General features: G+C 35.4%; 17 protein-coding genes. 16 read left to right on the top strand and 1 reads right to left on the bottom strand.

The genetic code is table 11. From position 1 onward, the window contains the following. Positions 1-41 precede the first annotated feature (41 nt). From radA to jag, 14 genes are all read left to right on the top strand, one after another. Positions 42-1,406: a DNA repair protein RadA gene (radA, locus tag SPB_RS07080; RefSeq protein WP_003105352.1), complete on the top strand. Its 1,365-nt coding sequence runs from the start codon at positions 42-44 to the stop codon at positions 1,404-1,406. 141 nt (positions 1,407-1,547) lie between these two features. Then, complete coding sequence (locus SPB_RS07075) at positions 1,548-2,045, top strand: beta-class carbonic anhydrase (RefSeq protein WP_003104325.1); 498 nt, start codon at positions 1,548-1,550, stop codon at positions 2,043-2,045. Positions 2,046-2,175: 130 nt separating this feature from the next. Further along, a complete protein-coding gene (locus tag SPB_RS07070) occupies positions 2,176-2,886 on the top strand; it encodes a TIGR00266 family protein (RefSeq protein WP_003105176.1) in 711 nt (236 codons plus the stop codon). 194 nt (positions 2,887-3,080) lie between these two features. Further along, positions 3,081-4,526, top strand: a complete 1,446-nt coding sequence (gene gltX / locus SPB_RS07065) for a glutamate--tRNA ligase (protein ID WP_003103001.1) — start codon at positions 3,081-3,083, stop codon at positions 4,524-4,526. Positions 4,527-4,663: 137 nt separating this feature from the next. Continuing rightward, complete coding sequence (locus tag SPB_RS07060) at positions 4,664-6,004, top strand: hypothetical protein (RefSeq protein WP_003103654.1); 1,341 nt, start codon at positions 4,664-4,666, stop codon at positions 6,002-6,004. Between the two features lies 1 nt (position 6,005). Continuing rightward, positions 6,006-7,325, top strand: coding sequence for a GHKL domain-containing protein (locus tag SPB_RS07055; protein WP_003104454.1), 1,320 nt, complete (start codon positions 6,006-6,008; stop codon positions 7,323-7,325). Positions 7,326-7,489: 164 nt separating this feature from the next. After that, positions 7,490-8,836 (top strand): GHKL domain-containing protein, encoded by a 1,347-nt coding sequence (locus tag SPB_RS07050; RefSeq protein ID WP_003105491.1) that lies wholly within the window; start codon positions 7,490-7,492, stop codon positions 8,834-8,836. Positions 8,837-9,115: 279 nt separating this feature from the next. Then, positions 9,116-10,147, top strand: a complete 1,032-nt coding sequence (locus tag SPB_RS07045) for a GHKL domain-containing protein (protein WP_003103083.1) — start codon at positions 9,116-9,118, stop codon at positions 10,145-10,147. A gap of 2 nt (positions 10,148-10,149) precedes the next feature. Continuing rightward, the gene (locus SPB_RS07040) at positions 10,150-10,887 is read left to right on the top strand and encodes a response regulator transcription factor (protein WP_003104803.1); all 738 of its coding nucleotides are present in this window, start codon (positions 10,150-10,152) and stop codon (positions 10,885-10,887) included. Positions 10,888-11,381: 494 nt separating this feature from the next. Beyond that, positions 11,382-12,584 (top strand): argininosuccinate synthase, encoded by a 1,203-nt coding sequence (locus SPB_RS07035; protein ID WP_003103497.1) that lies wholly within the window; start codon positions 11,382-11,384, stop codon positions 12,582-12,584. A 39-nt stretch (positions 12,585-12,623) separates the two neighbouring features. Next, a complete protein-coding gene (argH, locus tag SPB_RS07030) occupies positions 12,624-14,009 on the top strand; it encodes an argininosuccinate lyase (RefSeq protein WP_003102529.1) in 1,386 nt (461 codons plus the stop codon). Positions 14,010-14,093: 84 nt separating this feature from the next. Next, positions 14,094-14,459 (top strand): ribonuclease P protein component, encoded by a 366-nt coding sequence (gene rnpA, locus SPB_RS07025; RefSeq protein ID WP_003106032.1) that lies wholly within the window; start codon positions 14,094-14,096, stop codon positions 14,457-14,459. Then, the gene (locus tag SPB_RS07020; RefSeq protein WP_003105313.1) at positions 14,443-15,255 is read left to right on the top strand and encodes a YidC/Oxa1 family membrane protein insertase; all 813 of its coding nucleotides are present in this window, start codon (positions 14,443-14,445) and stop codon (positions 15,253-15,255) included. The genes rnpA and SPB_RS07020 overlap by 17 nt, the downstream gene beginning before the upstream one ends. A gap of 9 nt (positions 15,256-15,264) precedes the next feature. After that, the gene (gene jag, locus SPB_RS07015; protein ID WP_003104014.1) at positions 15,265-16,191 is read left to right on the top strand and encodes an RNA-binding cell elongation regulator Jag/EloR; all 927 of its coding nucleotides are present in this window, start codon (positions 15,265-15,267) and stop codon (positions 16,189-16,191) included. A gap of 135 nt (positions 16,192-16,326) precedes the next feature. Here the strand turns inward: jag and SPB_RS07010 are convergent, their stop codons facing one another. Further along, on the bottom strand, positions 16,327-16,794 hold the full coding sequence (locus SPB_RS07010) for a hypothetical protein (RefSeq protein ID WP_003103125.1): 468 nt from the start codon (positions 16,792-16,794) through the stop codon (positions 16,327-16,329). 215 nt (positions 16,795-17,009) lie between these two features. Between SPB_RS07010 and SPB_RS07005 the strand changes: the two genes are divergently transcribed. Both SPB_RS07005 and SPB_RS07000 read left to right on the top strand, forming a co-directional pair. Then, entirely contained in the window at positions 17,010-17,864 is an 855-nt protein-coding gene (locus SPB_RS07005; RefSeq protein WP_003103907.1) for an ABC transporter ATP-binding protein, read from the top strand. Beyond that, positions 17,861-18,715, top strand: a complete 855-nt coding sequence (locus SPB_RS07000) for an ABC transporter permease (protein ID WP_003102919.1) — start codon at positions 17,861-17,863, stop codon at positions 18,713-18,715. The genes SPB_RS07005 and SPB_RS07000 overlap by 4 nt, the downstream gene beginning before the upstream one ends. Positions 18,716-18,808 lie beyond the last annotated feature (93 nt).

Raw genomic sequence — 18,808 nt, 5'->3', positions numbered from 1 at the left:
TTGTATCAGCGCAGCAATTCTTAAAAAGGAAAGGCCTAAAGATGGCAAAGAAAAAGGCAACATTTGTCTGTCAGGAGTGTGGTTATCAGTCGCCTAAGTATTTGGGTCGCTGCCCTAACTGCTCGTCTTGGTCGTCATTTGTTGAAGAAGTTGAAGTTAAGGAAGTCAAGAATGCGCGTGTTAGCATGTCTGGAGAGAAATCGAAACCGATTAAACTGAAAGATGTGGATAATATACACTATGCTCGCACTCAGACTGATATGGATGAGTTTAATCGTGTGCTTGGTGGTGGTGTTGTTCCTGGGAGCATGATTCTAATTGGTGGTGATCCTGGGATAGGGAAGTCAACTTTGCTTTTACAGGTATCGACCCAGTTAGCGAACAAGGGGACGGTTCTCTATGTTTCTGGTGAGGAATCGGCAGAGCAAATTAAACTCCGTAGTGAACGTCTTGGTGACATTGATAATGAATTCTATCTTTATGCTGAGACTAATATGGAAAATGTCCGTGTAGAGGTGGAACGGATTCAGCCTGATTTTTTAATTATTGACTCGATTCAAACGATGATGAGTCCAGAAATTTCTGGTATCCAAGGTTCTGTTAGTCAGGTAAGAGAAGTGACTGCTGAATTGATGCAATTAGCCAAAACTAATAACATTGCCACCTTTATTGTTGGTCATGTAACTAAGGAAGGGACTTTGGCAGGTCCACGGATGCTAGAACATATGGTGGATACGGTTCTCTATTTTGAAGGAGAAAGGCATCATACCTTCAGGATCCTAAGAGCTGTCAAAAATCGTTTTGGGTCGACTAATGAAATTGGTATCTTTGAGATGCAATCGGCTGGTTTAGTAGAAGTGCTTAATCCTAGCCAAGTATTCTTAGAAGAACGTTTGGATGGAGCTACTGGTTCTGCCATTGTCGTCACAATGGAAGGTAGTCGGCCAATTCTTGCAGAGGTGCAATCACTTGTAACACCAACCGTATTTGGTAATGCCAGACGGACGACAACGGGTTTGGATTTTAACAGGGTCAGTTTGATTATGGCTGTTTTGGAAAAACGCTGTGGACTTCTCCTGCAAAATCAGGACGCCTATCTCAAGTCTGCTGGGGGAGTCAAGCTTGATGAACCAGCTATTGACCTTTCTGTAGCGGTAGCCATTGCGTCCAGCTATAAGGAAAAGCCGACTAATCCTCAAGAAGCTTTCTTAGGTGAGATAGGTTTGACGGGAGAGATTCGTCGAGTGACGCGAATTGAACAGCGGATAAATGAGGCAGCCAAATTAGGCTTTACGAAGGTTTATGCGCCTAAGAACTCTTTACAAGGGATTAAAATTCCTAGTGGTATTGAAGTTATTGGGGTAGCAACAGTAGGACAAGTCCTAAATGCTGTATTTTCGAAATAAATAGACCATCTCTTGGGATGGTTTTTATTTTCCGAACATTGTAAAGTTTACAGTTTGGACAACTGATTTTTTAAAAAAATCGTGATAAACTAAAAGAAATCTGATAGTCAAACCACTTAGGTGCAACAATTAGGAGGAATTATGTCATACTTTGAACAATTTTTGAAAGCCAATCAAGCTTATGTGGAACTTCATGGGACTACACATTTGCCAAATAGTCCAAAAATGCGGGTAGCAATAGTCACATGTATGGATTCTCGTCTCCACGTAGCGCAAGCACTAGGACTTGCCCTTGGGGATGCTCATATTTTAAGAAATGCCGGTGGTCGGATTACAGATGATATGATTCGTTCTTTAACAATCTCGCAACAGCAGATGGGGACCCGCGAAATTGTTGTTCTGCACCATACAGACTGTGGTGCGCAGACTTTTACCAATGAAAGTTTCACTGCTCACCTTCACAAAGAGCTAGGTGTCGATGTAAGCGGTCAAGACTTCCTACCTTTTGAAAATGTGGAAGATAGCGTCCGCGAGGACATGGCTATTCTCAGAAAATCACCATTAATTCCTGAAGATGTTGTGATCAATGGCGCGGTCTATGATGTTGACAGTGGCCGAATGACGCAAGTAATGGAATAATTCATAACCTTTTGCAGAGCTGAATTCAGCTCTTTTTTTATTTTTAAAGATTACTGAAAATATTAGACAAAGAATAAGAAAAGCGTTATAATAATTGTATCAAGTCTTTCATACAAATAAGGAGAGTAAGATGGTCGACAATAGGATGAGATTTACGATTGATCAAGACATGCAGTTTCCATTAGTTGAGATTGAACTGGAACATGGGGAATCAGTATACTTACAACAAGGTAGTATGGTCTATCACACTGAAAATGTGACCCTAAATACTAAATTGAACGGTAAGGGATCTGGTTTAGGAAAATTAGTCGGAGCTATTGGTCGTTCGATGGTTTCAGGCGAGTCAATGTTCATCACACAAGCTATTTCCAATGGTGAAGGAAAGCTAGCACTTGCTCCAAATACTCCAGGACAAGTTGTTGCATTAGAATTAGGCGAAAAACAATACCGCCTAAATGATGGTGCTTTTCTAGCCTTAGATGGTTCAGCTGAGTACAAAATGGAACGCCAAAATATTGGTAAAGCGCTGTTTGGTGGTCAAGGTGGATTATTTGTAATGAGCACAGATGGACAAGGAACCTTATTAGCTAACTCATTTGGTTCAATTAAGAAAATTACCCTTGAAGGTGGCACAATGACTATTGATAATGCCCATGTAGTAGCATGGAGTAGAGAACTTGACTATGATATTCATTTAGAAAATGGCTTTATGCAGTCAATTGGAACTGGTGAAGGTGTTGTCAATACCTTTAGAGGTCACGGAGAAGTTTATATTCAAAGTTTAAACCTTGAACAATTTGCTGGTGCCCTTAAACGCTACCTACCAACAAATTCAAATTAATAAGATAAACATAGAATCAGCCTTTCTAGGCTGATTTTTTTCGCCTAAGGCTGTAAAATATGCTATAATAATAAAGATTTAAATCGTAAGATTTTATAGGAAACTAATTTGGTTGGAGCAAGCTCAAATAGCAATTTGTTGCTTGTTTTTCATGCCACAGGTTTCTTAATGTACTTTGTAATAGGAGAAGAAGAATGTCTAAACCAATTCGTGTGCGTTACGCACCAAGTCCAACTGGACTTTTACATATCGGGAATGCCCGTACAGCCCTATTTAACTACCTTTATGCTCGCCATCATGGTGGAGATTTCATCATTCGTATTGAGGACACTGACCGCAAACGCCATGTTGAAGATGGTGAACGTTCACAGCTTGAAAACTTAAAATGGTTGGGAATGGATTGGGATGAAAGTCCAGAAACACATGAAAATTACCGTCAATCTGAACGCTTAGAACTCTACCAAAAATATATTGATCAGTTATTAGCTGATGGTAAAGCTTACAAGTCATATGTAACAGAAGAAGAACTAGCTACTGAACGCGAACGCCAAGAAGCAGCTGGTGAAACGCCTCGTTACATTAATGAATTTATTGGTATGTCTGCAGACCAAAAAGCAGACTACATTGCTGAACGTGAAGCAGCTGGTATTATACCAACAGTCCGTCTTGCTGTTAATGAAGCTGGTATTTACCAATGGACTGATATGGTTAAAGGCGACATCAGCTTTGAAGGTGGCAACATCGGTGGAGACTGGGTTATCCAGAAAAAAGATGGTTACCCAACTTACAACTTTGCCGTTGTGATTGATGACCATGATATGCAGATCTCACACGTTATTCGTGGGGATGACCATATTGCTAATACACCAAAACAATTGATGATTTATGAGGCACTTGGCTGGGAAGCACCAGAATTTGGACATATGACCTTGATTATCAATTCTGAAACTGGGAAAAAACTGTCTAAACGGGATACTAACACACTTCAATTTATTGAAGACTATCGTAAAAAAGGTTACCTTCCAGAATCAGTTTTCAACTTCATAGCTTTGCTGGGATGGAATCCCGGTGGTGAAGATGAGATTTTCAGCCGCCAAGAATTAATAGACCTCTTTGACGAAACTCGTCTTAGCAAATCTCCAGCTGCCTTCGATCAGAAGAAAATGGATTGGATGAGCAACGAGTACCTTAAACATGCCGATTTCCAAACTGTTTTTGCTCTCTGTAAACCTTTCTTGGAAGAAGCAGGACGATTAAACGAAAAAGCCGAAAAATTAGTTGAATTGTATCAACCTCAATTAAAATCTGCAGATGAAATTGTGCCACTAACAGACTTGTTCTTTGCTGATTTCCCTGAATTGACTGAGGCAGAAAAAGAAGTAATGGCTGGTGAAACAGTTCCGACTGTCTTGAAAGCCTTTAAAGAAAAATTAGAAGCTATGTCAGATGAAGATTTCCAGCCTGACAATATCTTCCCACAAATCAAAGCTGTTCAAAAGGAAACAGGTATCAAAGGGAAAAATCTCTTTATGCCAATTCGGATTGCTGTTTCAGGTGAAATGCATGGTCCAGAATTACCTAACACCATCTATCTTTTAGGCCGCGAAAAATCTATTGAACATATTAACAATATGCTCTAATTTTAAATCCCCCTTTTGTGTGTAACAATTGGGGGATTTAAAATTTAATTGTGAAAAATTTCAATGGTAAGTCGTTGATTAAAAGAGATAGGTATAGTATGATTTATAAGAAATCGGTTTGTGAGAGGGAACGTTGAATGACTGATTCTTTATTAATAATGATAACCTTTATTGTACGTTTTGGGGTGGCTTGGTTCATGTTTTTTGACATGGAGTATTCAGTCGACTCTGAAAAAAATAAAATGCCTTGGCTAACGCTAGGGCTATTTGTCGTACTTGAAATGGTAATCATTGGTTTTGTCGGACCTTGGTACCTGCTAAATGAGCCGCTTTTGATGTTTATCTATCATTACATGAAATTTCCTCATGACAAAATGTTACATCATCTTTTTTTCTCACAATTTCCTGTTGTTGCAACTGATTTAATTTCCAAAGTTATGCTCTTTTTTGTCATACCTTTCCTTAGCAATTCGAGTATGTCTGAGACAGTTTCAAATTACTATTATTTGATTTTAGCTTATCTTTTAGTTATGCCAGTTTTGAACTTTTCGTCCAAAGTCTTCTCCATAGACGACTTTAAATTTATTAGATTTAATACAAGAGTTTTTAACCGTTTTGTCATTTTTACGGAAGTCACTTTTATCATTTATTATATCTTAATATATAGTCATCTTAATTTTTTCCAAGATATTCATAGCTTTAAAAAACTAATAATTATTATTGCGTTTTTTATTTTCTTGTATTTGCTTTCTTTTTTAAATAATTACTTTATCCAAACGAGTAAAAATCGGATTCGCGAAGAAGAAGAGAATCACTTAAGACTCTTGGAAGATTATAATCGGTATTTAGAAAAACTCTATAAAAATATTCGCTCATTTAGACATGACTATGACAATATCATTATTAGTTTATCTGGAAGTATTGATAGTGGAGATTTTGAAACAATTCAAACAATCTATACTCAAATATTAAATAGAGTTGAAAAAATTATGGATGATGATTTATCTTTGCGCTTAAATGAATTTTCAAAAGTAAAAGACTTCAACTTAAGGTTACTTTTAGCTTTAAAAGTTTATAAAGCAAGGCAAATTGGAATAGACACTCAAATTGATATTTCTGGAAGTTTAGATGTTCCTTTTCTAGATAGTGCAGATGATATGGTCCTATTATCTGCTGTCAGTGATTTAGCTATTAACCTTGTTCAAGACACGCAAGAAGCTTTAATTAAGGTTCGTTATGATTTGACACAAAGTGAAGGTATTAATTTAGTAATAGAAACTGGAGCTGAAAAATTATTTGGTCCAGAGCGTAAGGAAGTTCTGGATCAAATCGAACAAGTCCGGAATACATTTATAAGTTTGCTAGCAAAATATGATAAGCTTACTTACCGGGTCAAACAGTTTGATCGTGTGATTGTTCAGCAAGTAACTATAGAACCGCTAGAAAAAGAACCGCTAGAAAAGATTGGGGGTAAATAAGATGGAATTGATTCGTTCATTTTTAGTATACATTTTAGTCTTATCAGCCTACTTATTTGTTTTTCAAAGAATTACTAATCGGAAAGTTACAGTTTTACCTGTTCTATCTTATTTTGTCATAGGGTCGCTTTGTACTTATGTCTTAGACTTTTTTACAATTATGATTGATCCAGTTTATCTCATTGTTTTTTCTTTTTTCACTAAAAGAAATTCACCAATAATCCATCATGTTTTTTATTGTTTCTATGCTGTAACTACTGTGGAACTATTATCTCGTACACTTGGCTATGTTATACTACCGACTATTTTTCAAGTTAGTACGGACACTATATCTAGTGATTACCGCTATCTCTTTGTGACTTATATCTTGGTTTTTCCATTTTATTATTTAGTTCACTACTTACTTCATATTGACTATCAAATGATACGAAGGGCTAATGCTGCCTCTTTAAGTCGAAACTTAATTAATTTAGGTATCGGTACTATTATTTTCTATACTGGTATCAGTATTCTATTATATATTGAATTTCAATTCCCAATGCTCCATTTTGATATAGGTCGAGTACGCTCAGTATTCGTTCTGATTTATATTATTATTTTTATTTGGAATCTGTATGTTATCAATCGTTATGCAAAGAATGTAATTGAAACTCAAATAATGGTTGAGCGGAACAATCATTACCGTAATTTAGACAGTTATAATCATTACATAGAATCCTTATTTGAAGAAATAAAGGATTTTAAAGAGTCAACGAAAGATTCTCTTTTGAAACTCGGTCCAAGTATTGAAGATGGCGATATTAATCAATTGAATCGTATTTTTGATCAAGAATTCATTGGTAAAATCAATCCTTCTAGAACGGAAAAGTATTCTTTAGATCTCCTAATCAATCTTAAGGTGCCAACTGTCAAAAGTTTGTTAGCTGCCAAATTATTTAATGCTACACAAACTCATGTTCATATTAATGTTGAAATACCAGACGTGATTGAAGAAATACCGATGAAAATCGTTGATTTTATCGTCGTTTTGTCTGTTTTTGTCGATAACGCGATTGAAGCAGCGATTGAATCGAAAGAAAAACGTGTTGACTTAGCCTTTTTTTATAATGACGATAAGCTTCAATTAGTTGTCCAAAATTCAAGCAAAGAGAAGCAAGTTTCAATCAGAAATATGTTTAATCAGGGCTTTTCAACTAAGGGGGATAATCGAGGAATCGGTTTAGCCAATGTGAAATCGATTCTTGAAGAATATCCAAAAGTCGAACTTATAACTAAAAGTAAAAATTTCTTGGTTACACAAGAACTAAGTATGACTCGTTAGGCACTCTTCTCAAAAACTATTATTCATATTTTTAACAGTAGTTTTAATAGAAAATTAACTGCAGTTTTGCTACCTATAGTCAATCGTTTGTTACTTGGGGAAAGTAAACTAGTCAGTTAAAGTTAGTTTGTGATAAAATAGATTATCTAGAAGGGAGGAATTTAATGCCTTTAGTTCAATTAATTTGTTTAATACTCTCTATAATTGTATATTACGCAACAGAGTTTTATATCTTTTCATTTTTGTCAGACATTAAATTCCCTTTTTGGAAGATAATTTTATTGATGTCTTTTGCAATTTTTATTAATCATATACCAGTGTTATCACCGATGATTATCGATCCTATTTTATTTCTATTCTTGCTGAGCTTAGAAAAAAGAAATATCTTCAATATAAAATCAATATTCACAGCTTTTTTTCCTAGCATCTTTATTGATTTATTTTCTCGATTTTTAATTACAGTTGTTCTACCCTATATCTTTTTGACAAATGAGATAAAGGTTGGCTATTCCTTTGCTAACTTAATAGTTTATCTACTGATTTTCCCAACTCTCTTACTAGTTGACTACTTTGTTGGTAATGATTATAGGCATATTTTTCGAATGGAAAATACCGATCGGGCAAGAAATTTCTATAATATCTTCATCATTTTCATGGTGGCTTATTATGTTGATATTTTCTTGGTATTGGGAATTGTGGATCCTTTTATCTACTATAAACATCCTATGAAGGTTGAACCTTCTTATAAAATCTTGTTCTTTACTTTTACTTTATTATTTCTTTATATGTTGTCATATTTTAATTATAAATCAAAGGAATATATGGAAGAAGACTTAAAAAAAGAACAAGAGGAGTATATTCAAAATTTAGAGGCTTACGGCCATCACTTAGATTCCTTATATAGAGATGGCAAAGAATTTCAAGCAAATTATTTAGCCCGATTAAATAAACTAGGCTATGCTTTAAAAGAAAATGACCTAGATCATGTCAAGTCTGTTTATTATCAGATTGTTGAGAAGGCTAATCATTATTGGGATCAGAAGCATTATAACATCTCTAAATTGGGAGCTATCTCGATTTCTTCTGTAAAGAGTTTACTCTCAGCAAAAATTATTGAAGCTGAGGATAAAGGTCTTGAAGTATCCTTAGAAATTCCAGATTATATCACGCATTCCAATATTTCAGAATTAGACTTTCTTCTATTAATTTCTGTCTTTTTTGATAATGCCATTGAAGCAGCGCAATTATCCAAAAGAAAAACAATATCCATCGCCTATTTCACGATGGATGAAAAGCAATACTTCGTTATTGAAAATAGCACTTTGGAAGAGAAAGTAGATATTACGACTATCTTTGGTGATGGTTTTTCAACTAAAGGACAAGGACGTGGAATCGGTTTGGCCAATGTTGAAAAGATCCTGGAGAAATATCCGCTAGTGATTTTAGCTACAAAAAGCTCAGCCTATTTGTTTAGTCACGTGCTTACACTGCCAGAGAATGGGGAAGTTTAAATGCAACAATTATTACCAACCCTTGTTTTATATAGTTTGATTTTTTTTGATATTTGTTTTTTCTTTTCGATAGTATCGGACATTTCCAAATCTTGGTGGGAACTAGCTTTAACATACATAATGTTTTTAGTTTTAAATGTTACTTTCAATAATAGTATACTTTTCAATCAATTATTTTTTATAGCTCTTTCATATTTTTGCGGAAAAGATAAAAAATGGTCACATCATATTTTTTATGGTTTATTTTCGATTATTTTATGTGAGATCATATTTAGGCTCATGGCCTTGTTAGTTATGCCAATTTTATTTTCAATAACCTTATCTGAAATTAATGCCCAACTCTGGATTAAAGTGGTTGTTTATTTAGCAATTTTACCCGTCTTTAGCCTAGTATCATATCTTTTCAATGTAGATATCACATTAATTAAACATATTAATAATGAACGATTTTCAAAATTTGTAGTTGGAATGAATCTCATCATGTTTTCATACTTGATTATCGTCAATTTCATTCCTAAAGAACTAGGAATTTTACCAGAGGTTTTCCAAACCTACCGTACACACATTACTTTAGTATACATGATAGTCCTTACCTGGTTTATTATGCAACTGGATCGCTTTGCAAAACAACAGCTTCATCAAAGATTTAAGCTGGCTCAGCAAGAAAGAATCAACAATTTAGAGAACTACAATAATTATATTGAGGGCCTCTATCAAGATATCAGAACGATAAAACATGACTCTGAAAATATTTTAATAAGTTTAAAAGATAGTATTGATAAAGGTAGTAAGGAAGAAATTGAAAGAGTTTATCATACAGTGGTTCAACAATCTGCTCGTCAATTCTTGGATCTATCTTCAGGCTATCAAGATTTAGAAAATATTGAAGAAGGTGTTGTACGAAGTTTATTAAATGCTAAAATCTACGAAGCACACCATCTAGGAATGGAAGTCTATTTAGAAATTCCAGATAAAATTAATTCTTATCACATTAAATTACTAGATTTAGTTGTATTGATTTCAATTTTATTAGATAATGCTATTGAAACAGCTAAAGGTAGTTTGCGCCCCTTTATTTCAATTGCAATGTTTGAAGAAGGGGACCAACATTTTTTAATTATTGAAAACGCTAGTAAAAATAAAATTGTTGATATGTCAAAATTATATAATACTAGTGAATCAACTGATATGGAAAGTTACCAAAAGAGTTTATCACGCTTTGTAGCTATTCTAAATGACTATCCAGCCTCAACTTTTTCAACAAGAAGCAATCATTATCGCTTCCGACAAATCTTAGAAATGAGACTATAGTAATGAACATTTTTATATTAGAAGATGATTTTATCCAGCAAACTCGAATAGAATCAGCAATTGAAAGTATCCTCAAAGAAAATAATATAAGCTGCAAATTTATGGAAGTTTTTTCAAATCCCCAAAAGCTGTATGATGCCATCCTAGAAAAAGGTGACCATCAGATTTTTTTCCTTGATATCGAAATTCAAGGAGAATCACGCAAGGGCTTGGAATTAGCAACTGAAATTCGTCAAAAAGATCCAAATGCAGTTATTGTTTTTGTGACGACTCATTCAGAGTTTGCTCCAATTTCCTATAAATATAAAGTGTCAGCACTTGATTTTATTGATAAGTCGGTTGATACTAAGCAATTTAAGGAACAAATACAAGAATGTATTTTTTACACGAATGAGATGATGTCAAAAAACGAACCAGAAGATCTCTTTATTTTTGAGACATCTCAAACTAGACTAAAAATGCCACTAAAGGATATCCTTTACTTTGCAACTTCAACAACACCCCATAAAGTTTGTTTGTGGACACAAACAGAACGACTCGAGTTTTATGGTAAATTATCTGAAATTCAAGAAGTAGCACCAGAGTTATTTCTCTGTCACCGTTCTTACTTGATTAATCTTGATAATGTTGTTCGAATTGATAAATTTAATCAATTAGTCTATTTTGAAAATGGTGATGATGTTATGGTCTCACGACTCAAAATGAAAAGTTTAATTGAAAAATGGCAAGAATTACACTAAAAATACAAAAAAATAACATTTTAGGATGAAAAATCAACATTTCAGGAAAAAGTCATGCACATTGAGAAATATTGGCTATAATAAATAATGTAAATAAAGACATAACGTCACTAGTTTATAAGAGTCAATCCCCAATTCAATCAAAATATTGTTTTCTCTCTCTCTCCATAAACAAATAGTATTTTTGATCTGACTCTTCTGAAACTAATGATTAATTCAGTTGTCTTTGTTTGGATAACATATTGACTGATTTTTACATCAGTAAAAAAACTCGGAATCCCATCCGAGTTTTTTTTTGCCCATATTTGTATAACAATACATTATTTCGCGCAAAAATATTCACTAAGCTGACGTATAAAATTGGTAAACGAAATAATAATACGGTTACAAGGACATATTTATGATTTTTTAGAATAAAAATACCAAAAACTATTGACATTTAAATAAATATACATTAGTATAAACACTAATATTATTTAGAAAAGAGAAATGCTATGTCTAAAGAAAAACTAATTTTAGCTTATTCAGGTGGTTTGGATACTTCTGTTGCCATTGCTTGGTTAAAAGAAAAATATGATGTTGTTGCTGTTTGTATGGATGTTGGTGAAGGAAAAGACTTAGACTTTATCCATGATAAGGCCTTAATGGTTGGTGCTGTCGAATCCTTTGTGATTGATGTTAAAGATCAATTTGCAGAAGAGTTTGTATTGCCAGCATTGCAAGCACATGCTTTTTACGAACAAAAATATCCTCTTATTTCAGCCTTAAGTCGTCCATTGATTTCTCAGAAGTTAGTAGAGATTGCCCATCAAACAAATGCAAGTTTAATTGCTCATGGTTGTACTGGAAAAGGCAACGACCAAGTTCGTTTTGAGGTAGCTATTGCTGCACTTGACCCGGATATTAAAGTTATTGCTCCGGTGAGGGAATGGAAGTGGTCGCGTGAGGAAGAAATTAATTTCGCCAAAGAAAATGGTGTACCGGTTCCTGCTGAATTGGACAGTCCCTATTCAATCGATCAAAATCTATGGGGCCGTGCTAATGAATGTGGTGTTCTCGAGAATCCATGGAATCAAGCTCCTGAGGAAGCCTTTGGCATTACAACTTCTCCTGAAAAGGCACCAAACGAGCCGGAATTTGTTGATATTACCTTTAAAGCAGGTAAACCAATTGCTATTAATGGGCAAGATATGCCTTTGGCCAACTTAATTTTAGAATTAAATAAAATAGCTGGTGCTCATGGCGTTGGTCGTATTGATCATGTTGAGAATCGTTTGGTTGGTATTAAGTCTCGTGAAATATATGAGTGCCCCGGAGCGATTACTTTGCTGACGGCACATAAAGAAATTGAAGATATTACCTTGGTTCGCGAATTATCTCACTTTAAACCAATTCTGGAAAATGAAATTTCCAACCTTATTTATAATGGTCTCTGGTTTAATCCAGCAACTGATGCTATCAAAGCTTATATTAAACAAACACAAAAAAATGTTAATGGTATAGCTAAAGTCAAACTATATAAAGGTTCAGCGCAGGTTGTGGCTCGTCAATCTTCAAATTCATTATATGATGAAAACTTGGCTACTTATACAGCTGCGGATAGCTTTGATCAAGATGCGGCAATTGGCTTTATTAAATTATGGGGCTTACCAACTCAAGTGAATGCACAAGTGAACCAAATTAATAATAAAGAATAAGGCAATGCTTATTATTTTCATACAAAAATAGAGGTAATAATGACAAACAATAATAAATTATGGGGTGGACGTTTTGAAGCTGGCCTGGAGAAGTGGGTTGAGACCTTTGGAGCTTCAATTTCTTTTGACCAAAAATTAGCACTTTTTGATATTAAGGCATCTATTGCACATGTTACCATGTTGGGACAAACAGATATTATATCTTCAGATGAAGCAAGTCGAATAAAAGAAGGTCTAAAAGCCTTATTAAAAGAATTTGAAGCTGGCCAACTTACTTTTGATATTAGTAACGAAGATATTCATATGAATATTGAGAGTTTACTGACTGAGAAAATTGGACCAGTTGCGGGCAAATTGCATACTGCTCGCTCACGTAATGACCAAGTAGCCACAGATATGCATCTGTACTTAGTAGATACGTTAAAACAAGTGGACGACAAATTGAAGAAGCTAAGACAAGTATTGGTGCAACTTGCCCAAGAGCATGTTGAAACCATTATGCCAGGTTATACGCACTTGCAACATGCCCAACCAATATCGTTTGGGCATCACTTAATGGCTTACTATCAAATGTTTACCAGAGATAGTCAACGGTTTGCCTTTAATATGGAACATACAGATCTATCTCCATTAGGAGCGGCTGCTCTAGCAGGCACAACTTTTCCAATCGAAAGAGAACTATCAGCTGATTTGATGGGCTTCTCGAAAATCTACAGTAATTCTCTAGACGCTGTCTCAGATCGTGATTTCATTTTAGAATTTTTATCTAATGCTAGCCTTTTGATGATGCATATGAGTCGTTTATGTGAAGAGCTTATTAACTGGTCCTCATTTGAATATCAGTTTATCACCCTTTCCGATACTTTTTCTACGGGTTCTTCAATTATGCCTCAGAAGAAAAATCCCGACATGGCAGAGCTAATTCGGGGGAAAACAGGACGGGTTTATGGCAATCTCTTCTCCCTGTTAACTGTCATGAAGGCTCTGCCATTGGCCTACAATAAAGACTTACAAGAAGATAAAGAAGGCATGTTTGATACGGCAGAGACAATTACGGTGGCCGTGGATATCCTGGCTGGGATGTTGTCAACGATGACAGTTAATAAGGAAAAAATGGCTAGCGCCACGCAGAAGGACTTCTCAAATGCGACTGAGCTAGCAGACTATTTGGCGTCTAAGGGAGTTCCATTCAGAAAAGCCCATGAGATAGTTGGGAAACTAGTTTTAGAGGCTACAAAAGGTGGTTACTACCTGCAGGATATAACTCTTGATGATTATAAAAAGATATCGGAAGTTATAGAAGAAGACATCTACGACAAACTAAGCTCCAAACAAGCTGTCGCTCGTCGAACGTCTTTAGGTGGAACAGCATTTAGTCAAGTGACAGAACAAATTAAAAAAGCTCTAAGTGAACTTGAAAATTAGTATGAAAGCTTTAATCTCTATAGGTTGAGGCTTTTTTCACTTTTATGGTATAATAGTAATAATATAGATAGTTGGAGTTAAATTTTGAAGAAATCCTATCGTGTCAAGCGTGAGAAAGATTTTCAAGCCATTTTTGATGGTGGAGAAAGTACGGCAAATCGTAAATTTGTCATTTATTTTTTAAATGAAAAAGAAGACCAAAACCATTTTCGTTTAGGTATATCAGTAGGCAAACGCCTAGGTAATGCGGTAACACGAAATGCTGTTAAAAGAAAAATACGACATGTCATCATGGAATTTTCAGAAAGTCTGAAGCCAACCGATTTTGTCATCATTGCCCGCAAAGGCGTAGAAGAGTTAGAGTATCAGGAAGTTAGACAAAATCTAAAACATGTCTTAAAACTAGCACATTTGCTCGAGGAAGGTTTTGAAAGTGAAGAAACAGATTAAAATTGCAAGTCTCGTTCCCTTAGCACTATTATTAGCTGCTTGTGGAAGAGGTAATGTCTCAGCCAACTCATCTAATGGATGGGACCAATTGGTTTATTTTTTTGGAAAGTCCATCCAATGGCTATCCTTTAATGGTAGTATTGGTGTAGGGATTATTCTTTTCACCCTAATTATCAGAATTTTGCTGATGCCTTTATTTAATATTCAAATTAAATCAAGTCAGCGCATGCAAGATTTGCAACCTGAATTAAAAGAGTTGCAAACTAAGTATGCTGGGAAAGACACAGAAAGCCGCATGGCCTTAGCTGAGGAAAGTCAGGCTCTCTATAAGCGTAACGGTGTTAATCCCTATGCTAGTATTTTCCCACTATTAATTCAAATGCCAGTGATGATTGCTTTATTCCAAGCCTTGTCACGTGTTCCTTTTTTAAGAGAAGGTTCCTTCTTATGGATTGAATTAGCAAAAGCAGATCCTTATTTTATTTTGCCAATTCTGGCCGCTTTGTTCACGTTCTTATCAACATGGTTAACTAACCTTGCCGCTAAGGAAAAGAACATGGTGATGACAATGATGACCTATGCAATGCCCTTAATGATTTTCTTCATGGGAATTAGCTTGGCTAGTGGGGTTGTCTTATATTGGACTGTGTCCAATGCTTTCCAAGTCTTCCAACTCTTGCTTTTAAATAATCCATTCAAGATTCTTGAAGAGCGTAGACGTGAGGCGGAAGCAGAAAAACTATTACAAAGTAAAGAACGACGTGCCCGTAAAAAAGCGCGTAGACAAAAGAAATAGGAGTTAATTATGGTAGTATATACAGGTAAAACTGTTGAAGAAGCAATCCAAAAGGGGCTTCAAGAATTGCAATTGCTACGCCAAAAAGCCCATATTAAAGTTATTTCAAAAGAAAAAAAAGGCTTTTTAGGTTTTGGTAAAAAGTTAGCACAGGTTGATATTGAAGGGATTAACGAGAGGACAGTCTACAAGGCTGATAAAAAAGCTGTCAGTGGCGTGCCCGACGAAATTAACCGTCAGAATGCACCAGTTGTCAACCCAAGTAAACCAGTTCAAAAAGAAGCAGTTGAAGTTGAAGAAGAAGTCGTTGAAGAAAAAATTCCAGTTTCAAATGTAACTAGTCTTCATCCACAGACTGAAGAAGCAGTCACTGAAACTGAAGAAAAGATTTCTGAATCAGCAGTTAGTGAAGAACCAACAAAAGAACAGTCATTTGAAGAATTTGTAGCTCAAGAATTTACTGAGGATACAATCAGTAAAGATATTGAAAAAGCTTCAGCAGATGTGACTGACTATGTTAAAAAGATTATCTATGAAATGGATATCGAGGCTAGTCTAGAGACAAGTTATAATCGTCGTCAAATCAACATTCAAGTTGAGACACAAGAAGCAGGACGTGTAATCGGTTACCATGGAAAAGTCTTGAAATCATTACAATTATTAGCTCAAAACTTTCTACATGATCATTATTCAAAAAACTTTGCTGTTAATTTGAATGTCCATGATTACGTTGAACACCGCACAGAAACTTTGATTGACTTCACACAAAAAGTGGCCAATCGTGTTCTGGAAAGTGAAGAAGACTATACTATGGACCCAATGAGTAACAGTAAACGTAAAATTGTCCACAAAACAATTTCTACAATCGAAGGCGTAACAAGTTATTCAGAAGGAAACGATCCAAACCGCTACGTCGTTGTCAGTTTAGAAAATTAAAAAAAGAAGACAGATTTCATCTGTTCTCTTTTTTAATTCTTTTTCTCGAGTTTTAATCATTTAAAGCTCCGATAGTTAGATTTCTTATGTATGAATCTATATTCTATTTCTAGTAAAAAAGATAAGCTAATGAGCTTATCTTTTTTTGCGTAGTTGGTTATTAATCCAATCTTGTGAGTCTTGGTAAAGGGCCATCGTATTAGGTAAGTGACCTGTGTTGGCATAAATCATTAAACGATGGTTTTGGTTATACCAACCGGCTAAATCTCTTGAAGCATTTTCAAATGTGCTTGGTATTTCTTCTGTAAAGGAAATTTGATGGCAGTTCATTGTGTCATTCTTACTGATTATAAATGTGTTTGTTGCACCAAACCAGTCAAAAGCGAAAGCTGAGGCTTTTTCTTCTTTGAGAATAGCTAAGCTGACATCAGACTGGCCGGCTAAGAAGCGCAAGCTATTCTCTTGCCGAGACAATTCTGGGAACCATTTCTGCAAACCAGAAGTAGTGGCTAATAAGCTCCAGAAGTCGTCGATATGACCCTTAATGTCATATGTTAATGTTAATGTGTAACCAGTTTCGGTCGGTAATAATTTCTTGTTCATTAGTCTATTCTAACAAGATGAGGCAATTATGACAAGGGCAACTTTTTAAAATTGGAACTTTAGAAAAAGATTGCTCAGCTGTGCATGGGATTCTCAGCAAATCTATTCCAACTACGATTTCCCCTCTTAGCGTCCTTTTTTTACCACTAAGCATAAAAGTTGTCACAGGTAGTCTTTTCCTTGGTAAGATTAGTTTGTACCAAGGAGGACGAAAGATGTTAATTACAGCAAGAAATATTATCAAATCGTATGGCAAAAAACAAGTCTTAAAAGGTTTAGATCTGGAAATTGAAAAAGGGTCAATGGTTGCTTACTTAGGAACCAATGGTGCAGGCAAGTCAACGACTATCAATATCTTATCAGGTTTGTTGGCTTTAGATTCAGGACAAGTCATTAGAGATAAACACCTTAAAATGGGGATGGTCTTTCAGGATAGTGTCCTTGATGGTGAATTGAGTGTCGCTGCCAACCTAAAAAATAGATTGCATATGTACAAAGCAGCAGATAAGGACTGGCTTAAGCATTTGATTGAGATCACCAAGATTCAACCAATCCTAAAGCAAAAATATCAAAGTCTCTCAGGTGGTCAAAAAAGACGGGTTGACATTGTTCGAGCATTAATTAATAAGCCTGATATCCTTTTCTTAGATGAGCCAACAACAGGATTGGATATTCAAAGCCGTGAATTGATCTGGTATTTATTTAATACTTTACAAAAAGAAGAAGGTTTAACTATCTTTTTAACAACTCACTATTTGGAAGAAGCGGAAACAGCTGACAAAGTTTATGTTATTGACAATGGAAACATCTTAGCTAGTGGCAAACCTAGTCAATTAATTGCAGATTATGCCAAATCGCAATTGATTTTGGAAATGACTAGCGCTGAAGCAATGCCTGAGCAAGAATTTATAGAGCTAGAACCGGGCCGTTACTTTATAGAAGGTTTAAAAACACAAGAAGTTATCACCCTACTCAATCAATACCAAAAAGAAATTAGTAGCTTCAGTTTCCAAGAAGGCACTTTGAACGAAGCATTCTTAACTCTGACAGGAAAGGAAATCCAAGCATGAAAGCAACAATTGAGCGTCACTTGAAATTATATTTTAGTAGTAAAGCAGGAGTCTTCTTCTCCTTACTTGGGGCCTTAATAGCCTTCGTTCTTTACATTCTATTTCTCCAAAACAACTTAGTTATCAGTTGGAAAGATAGTATGCCCAAACCTGAAAAAATCTTAGATCTCTGGATTATGGGGGGTGTACTTACTGTAACAGGCATTACAACCAGTTGGGCTGCCCTTTCTCGGATCGTCTCAGATAAAGAACGTCATGTTTGGCAGGATTTGATTCTAACAGATGTTAGTCCGTTAAGTATCACACTGGGTTATATCCTCAGCGCCAGCATCATCAGTTTCATAATGCAAATTTTAGTTGGGTTGGTCATGGCTTTCTACTTCAAGCAGGAAGACGGATTGGTCATCTCGACAAAATTGATTCCTCAACTCTTACAGGTTGCCTTACTCTCTAGTCTTCAAGGTTCTCTGTTTGCGACCACTGTTCTGCAATTTGTCAATAAAATGTCCCTCGAAAGTAGCCTCTCAACCTTGGTTGGAACGGCTTCAGGTTTCTTGGTTGGGGTTTATATGCCAATTGGTGTCCTACCAGATTCAGCACAGCAATTAGTCAAATTTGTGCCAGGTGCATATGTTGCATCATTGTTCCGTCACATCTTGCTGGATGCTAAAGTTGAGAGCTTTGGTCAAGCGGGAATTCATTTCAGCAAGTTCATGGGTATTGGCTTGGAGTGGGATAAGTTAACAACGAAAGTCCAGGATTATCAGATTGTTTTAGCAATTATTGCAGGGCAGTTACTTATTTTAGCCATCATCTTGATGCTTAAAAGAAAGAATAAATTAACTGATTGAGACCACTTATCCTCATAATCTTACCTGATACCAAGTTTCTGCATACAAGCCATATCATTTCTGATATGATACAAGTAAAGAAATAAAGCATGA

The organism is Streptococcus parauberis NCFD 2020, assembly GCF_000187935.1.
Taxonomy (GTDB): Bacteria; Bacillota; Bacilli; order Lactobacillales; family Streptococcaceae; genus Streptococcus; species Streptococcus parauberis.
The sequence above is the reverse complement of the archived record's forward strand: the minus strand, read 5'-3'. Positions and strand labels throughout refer to the sequence as shown.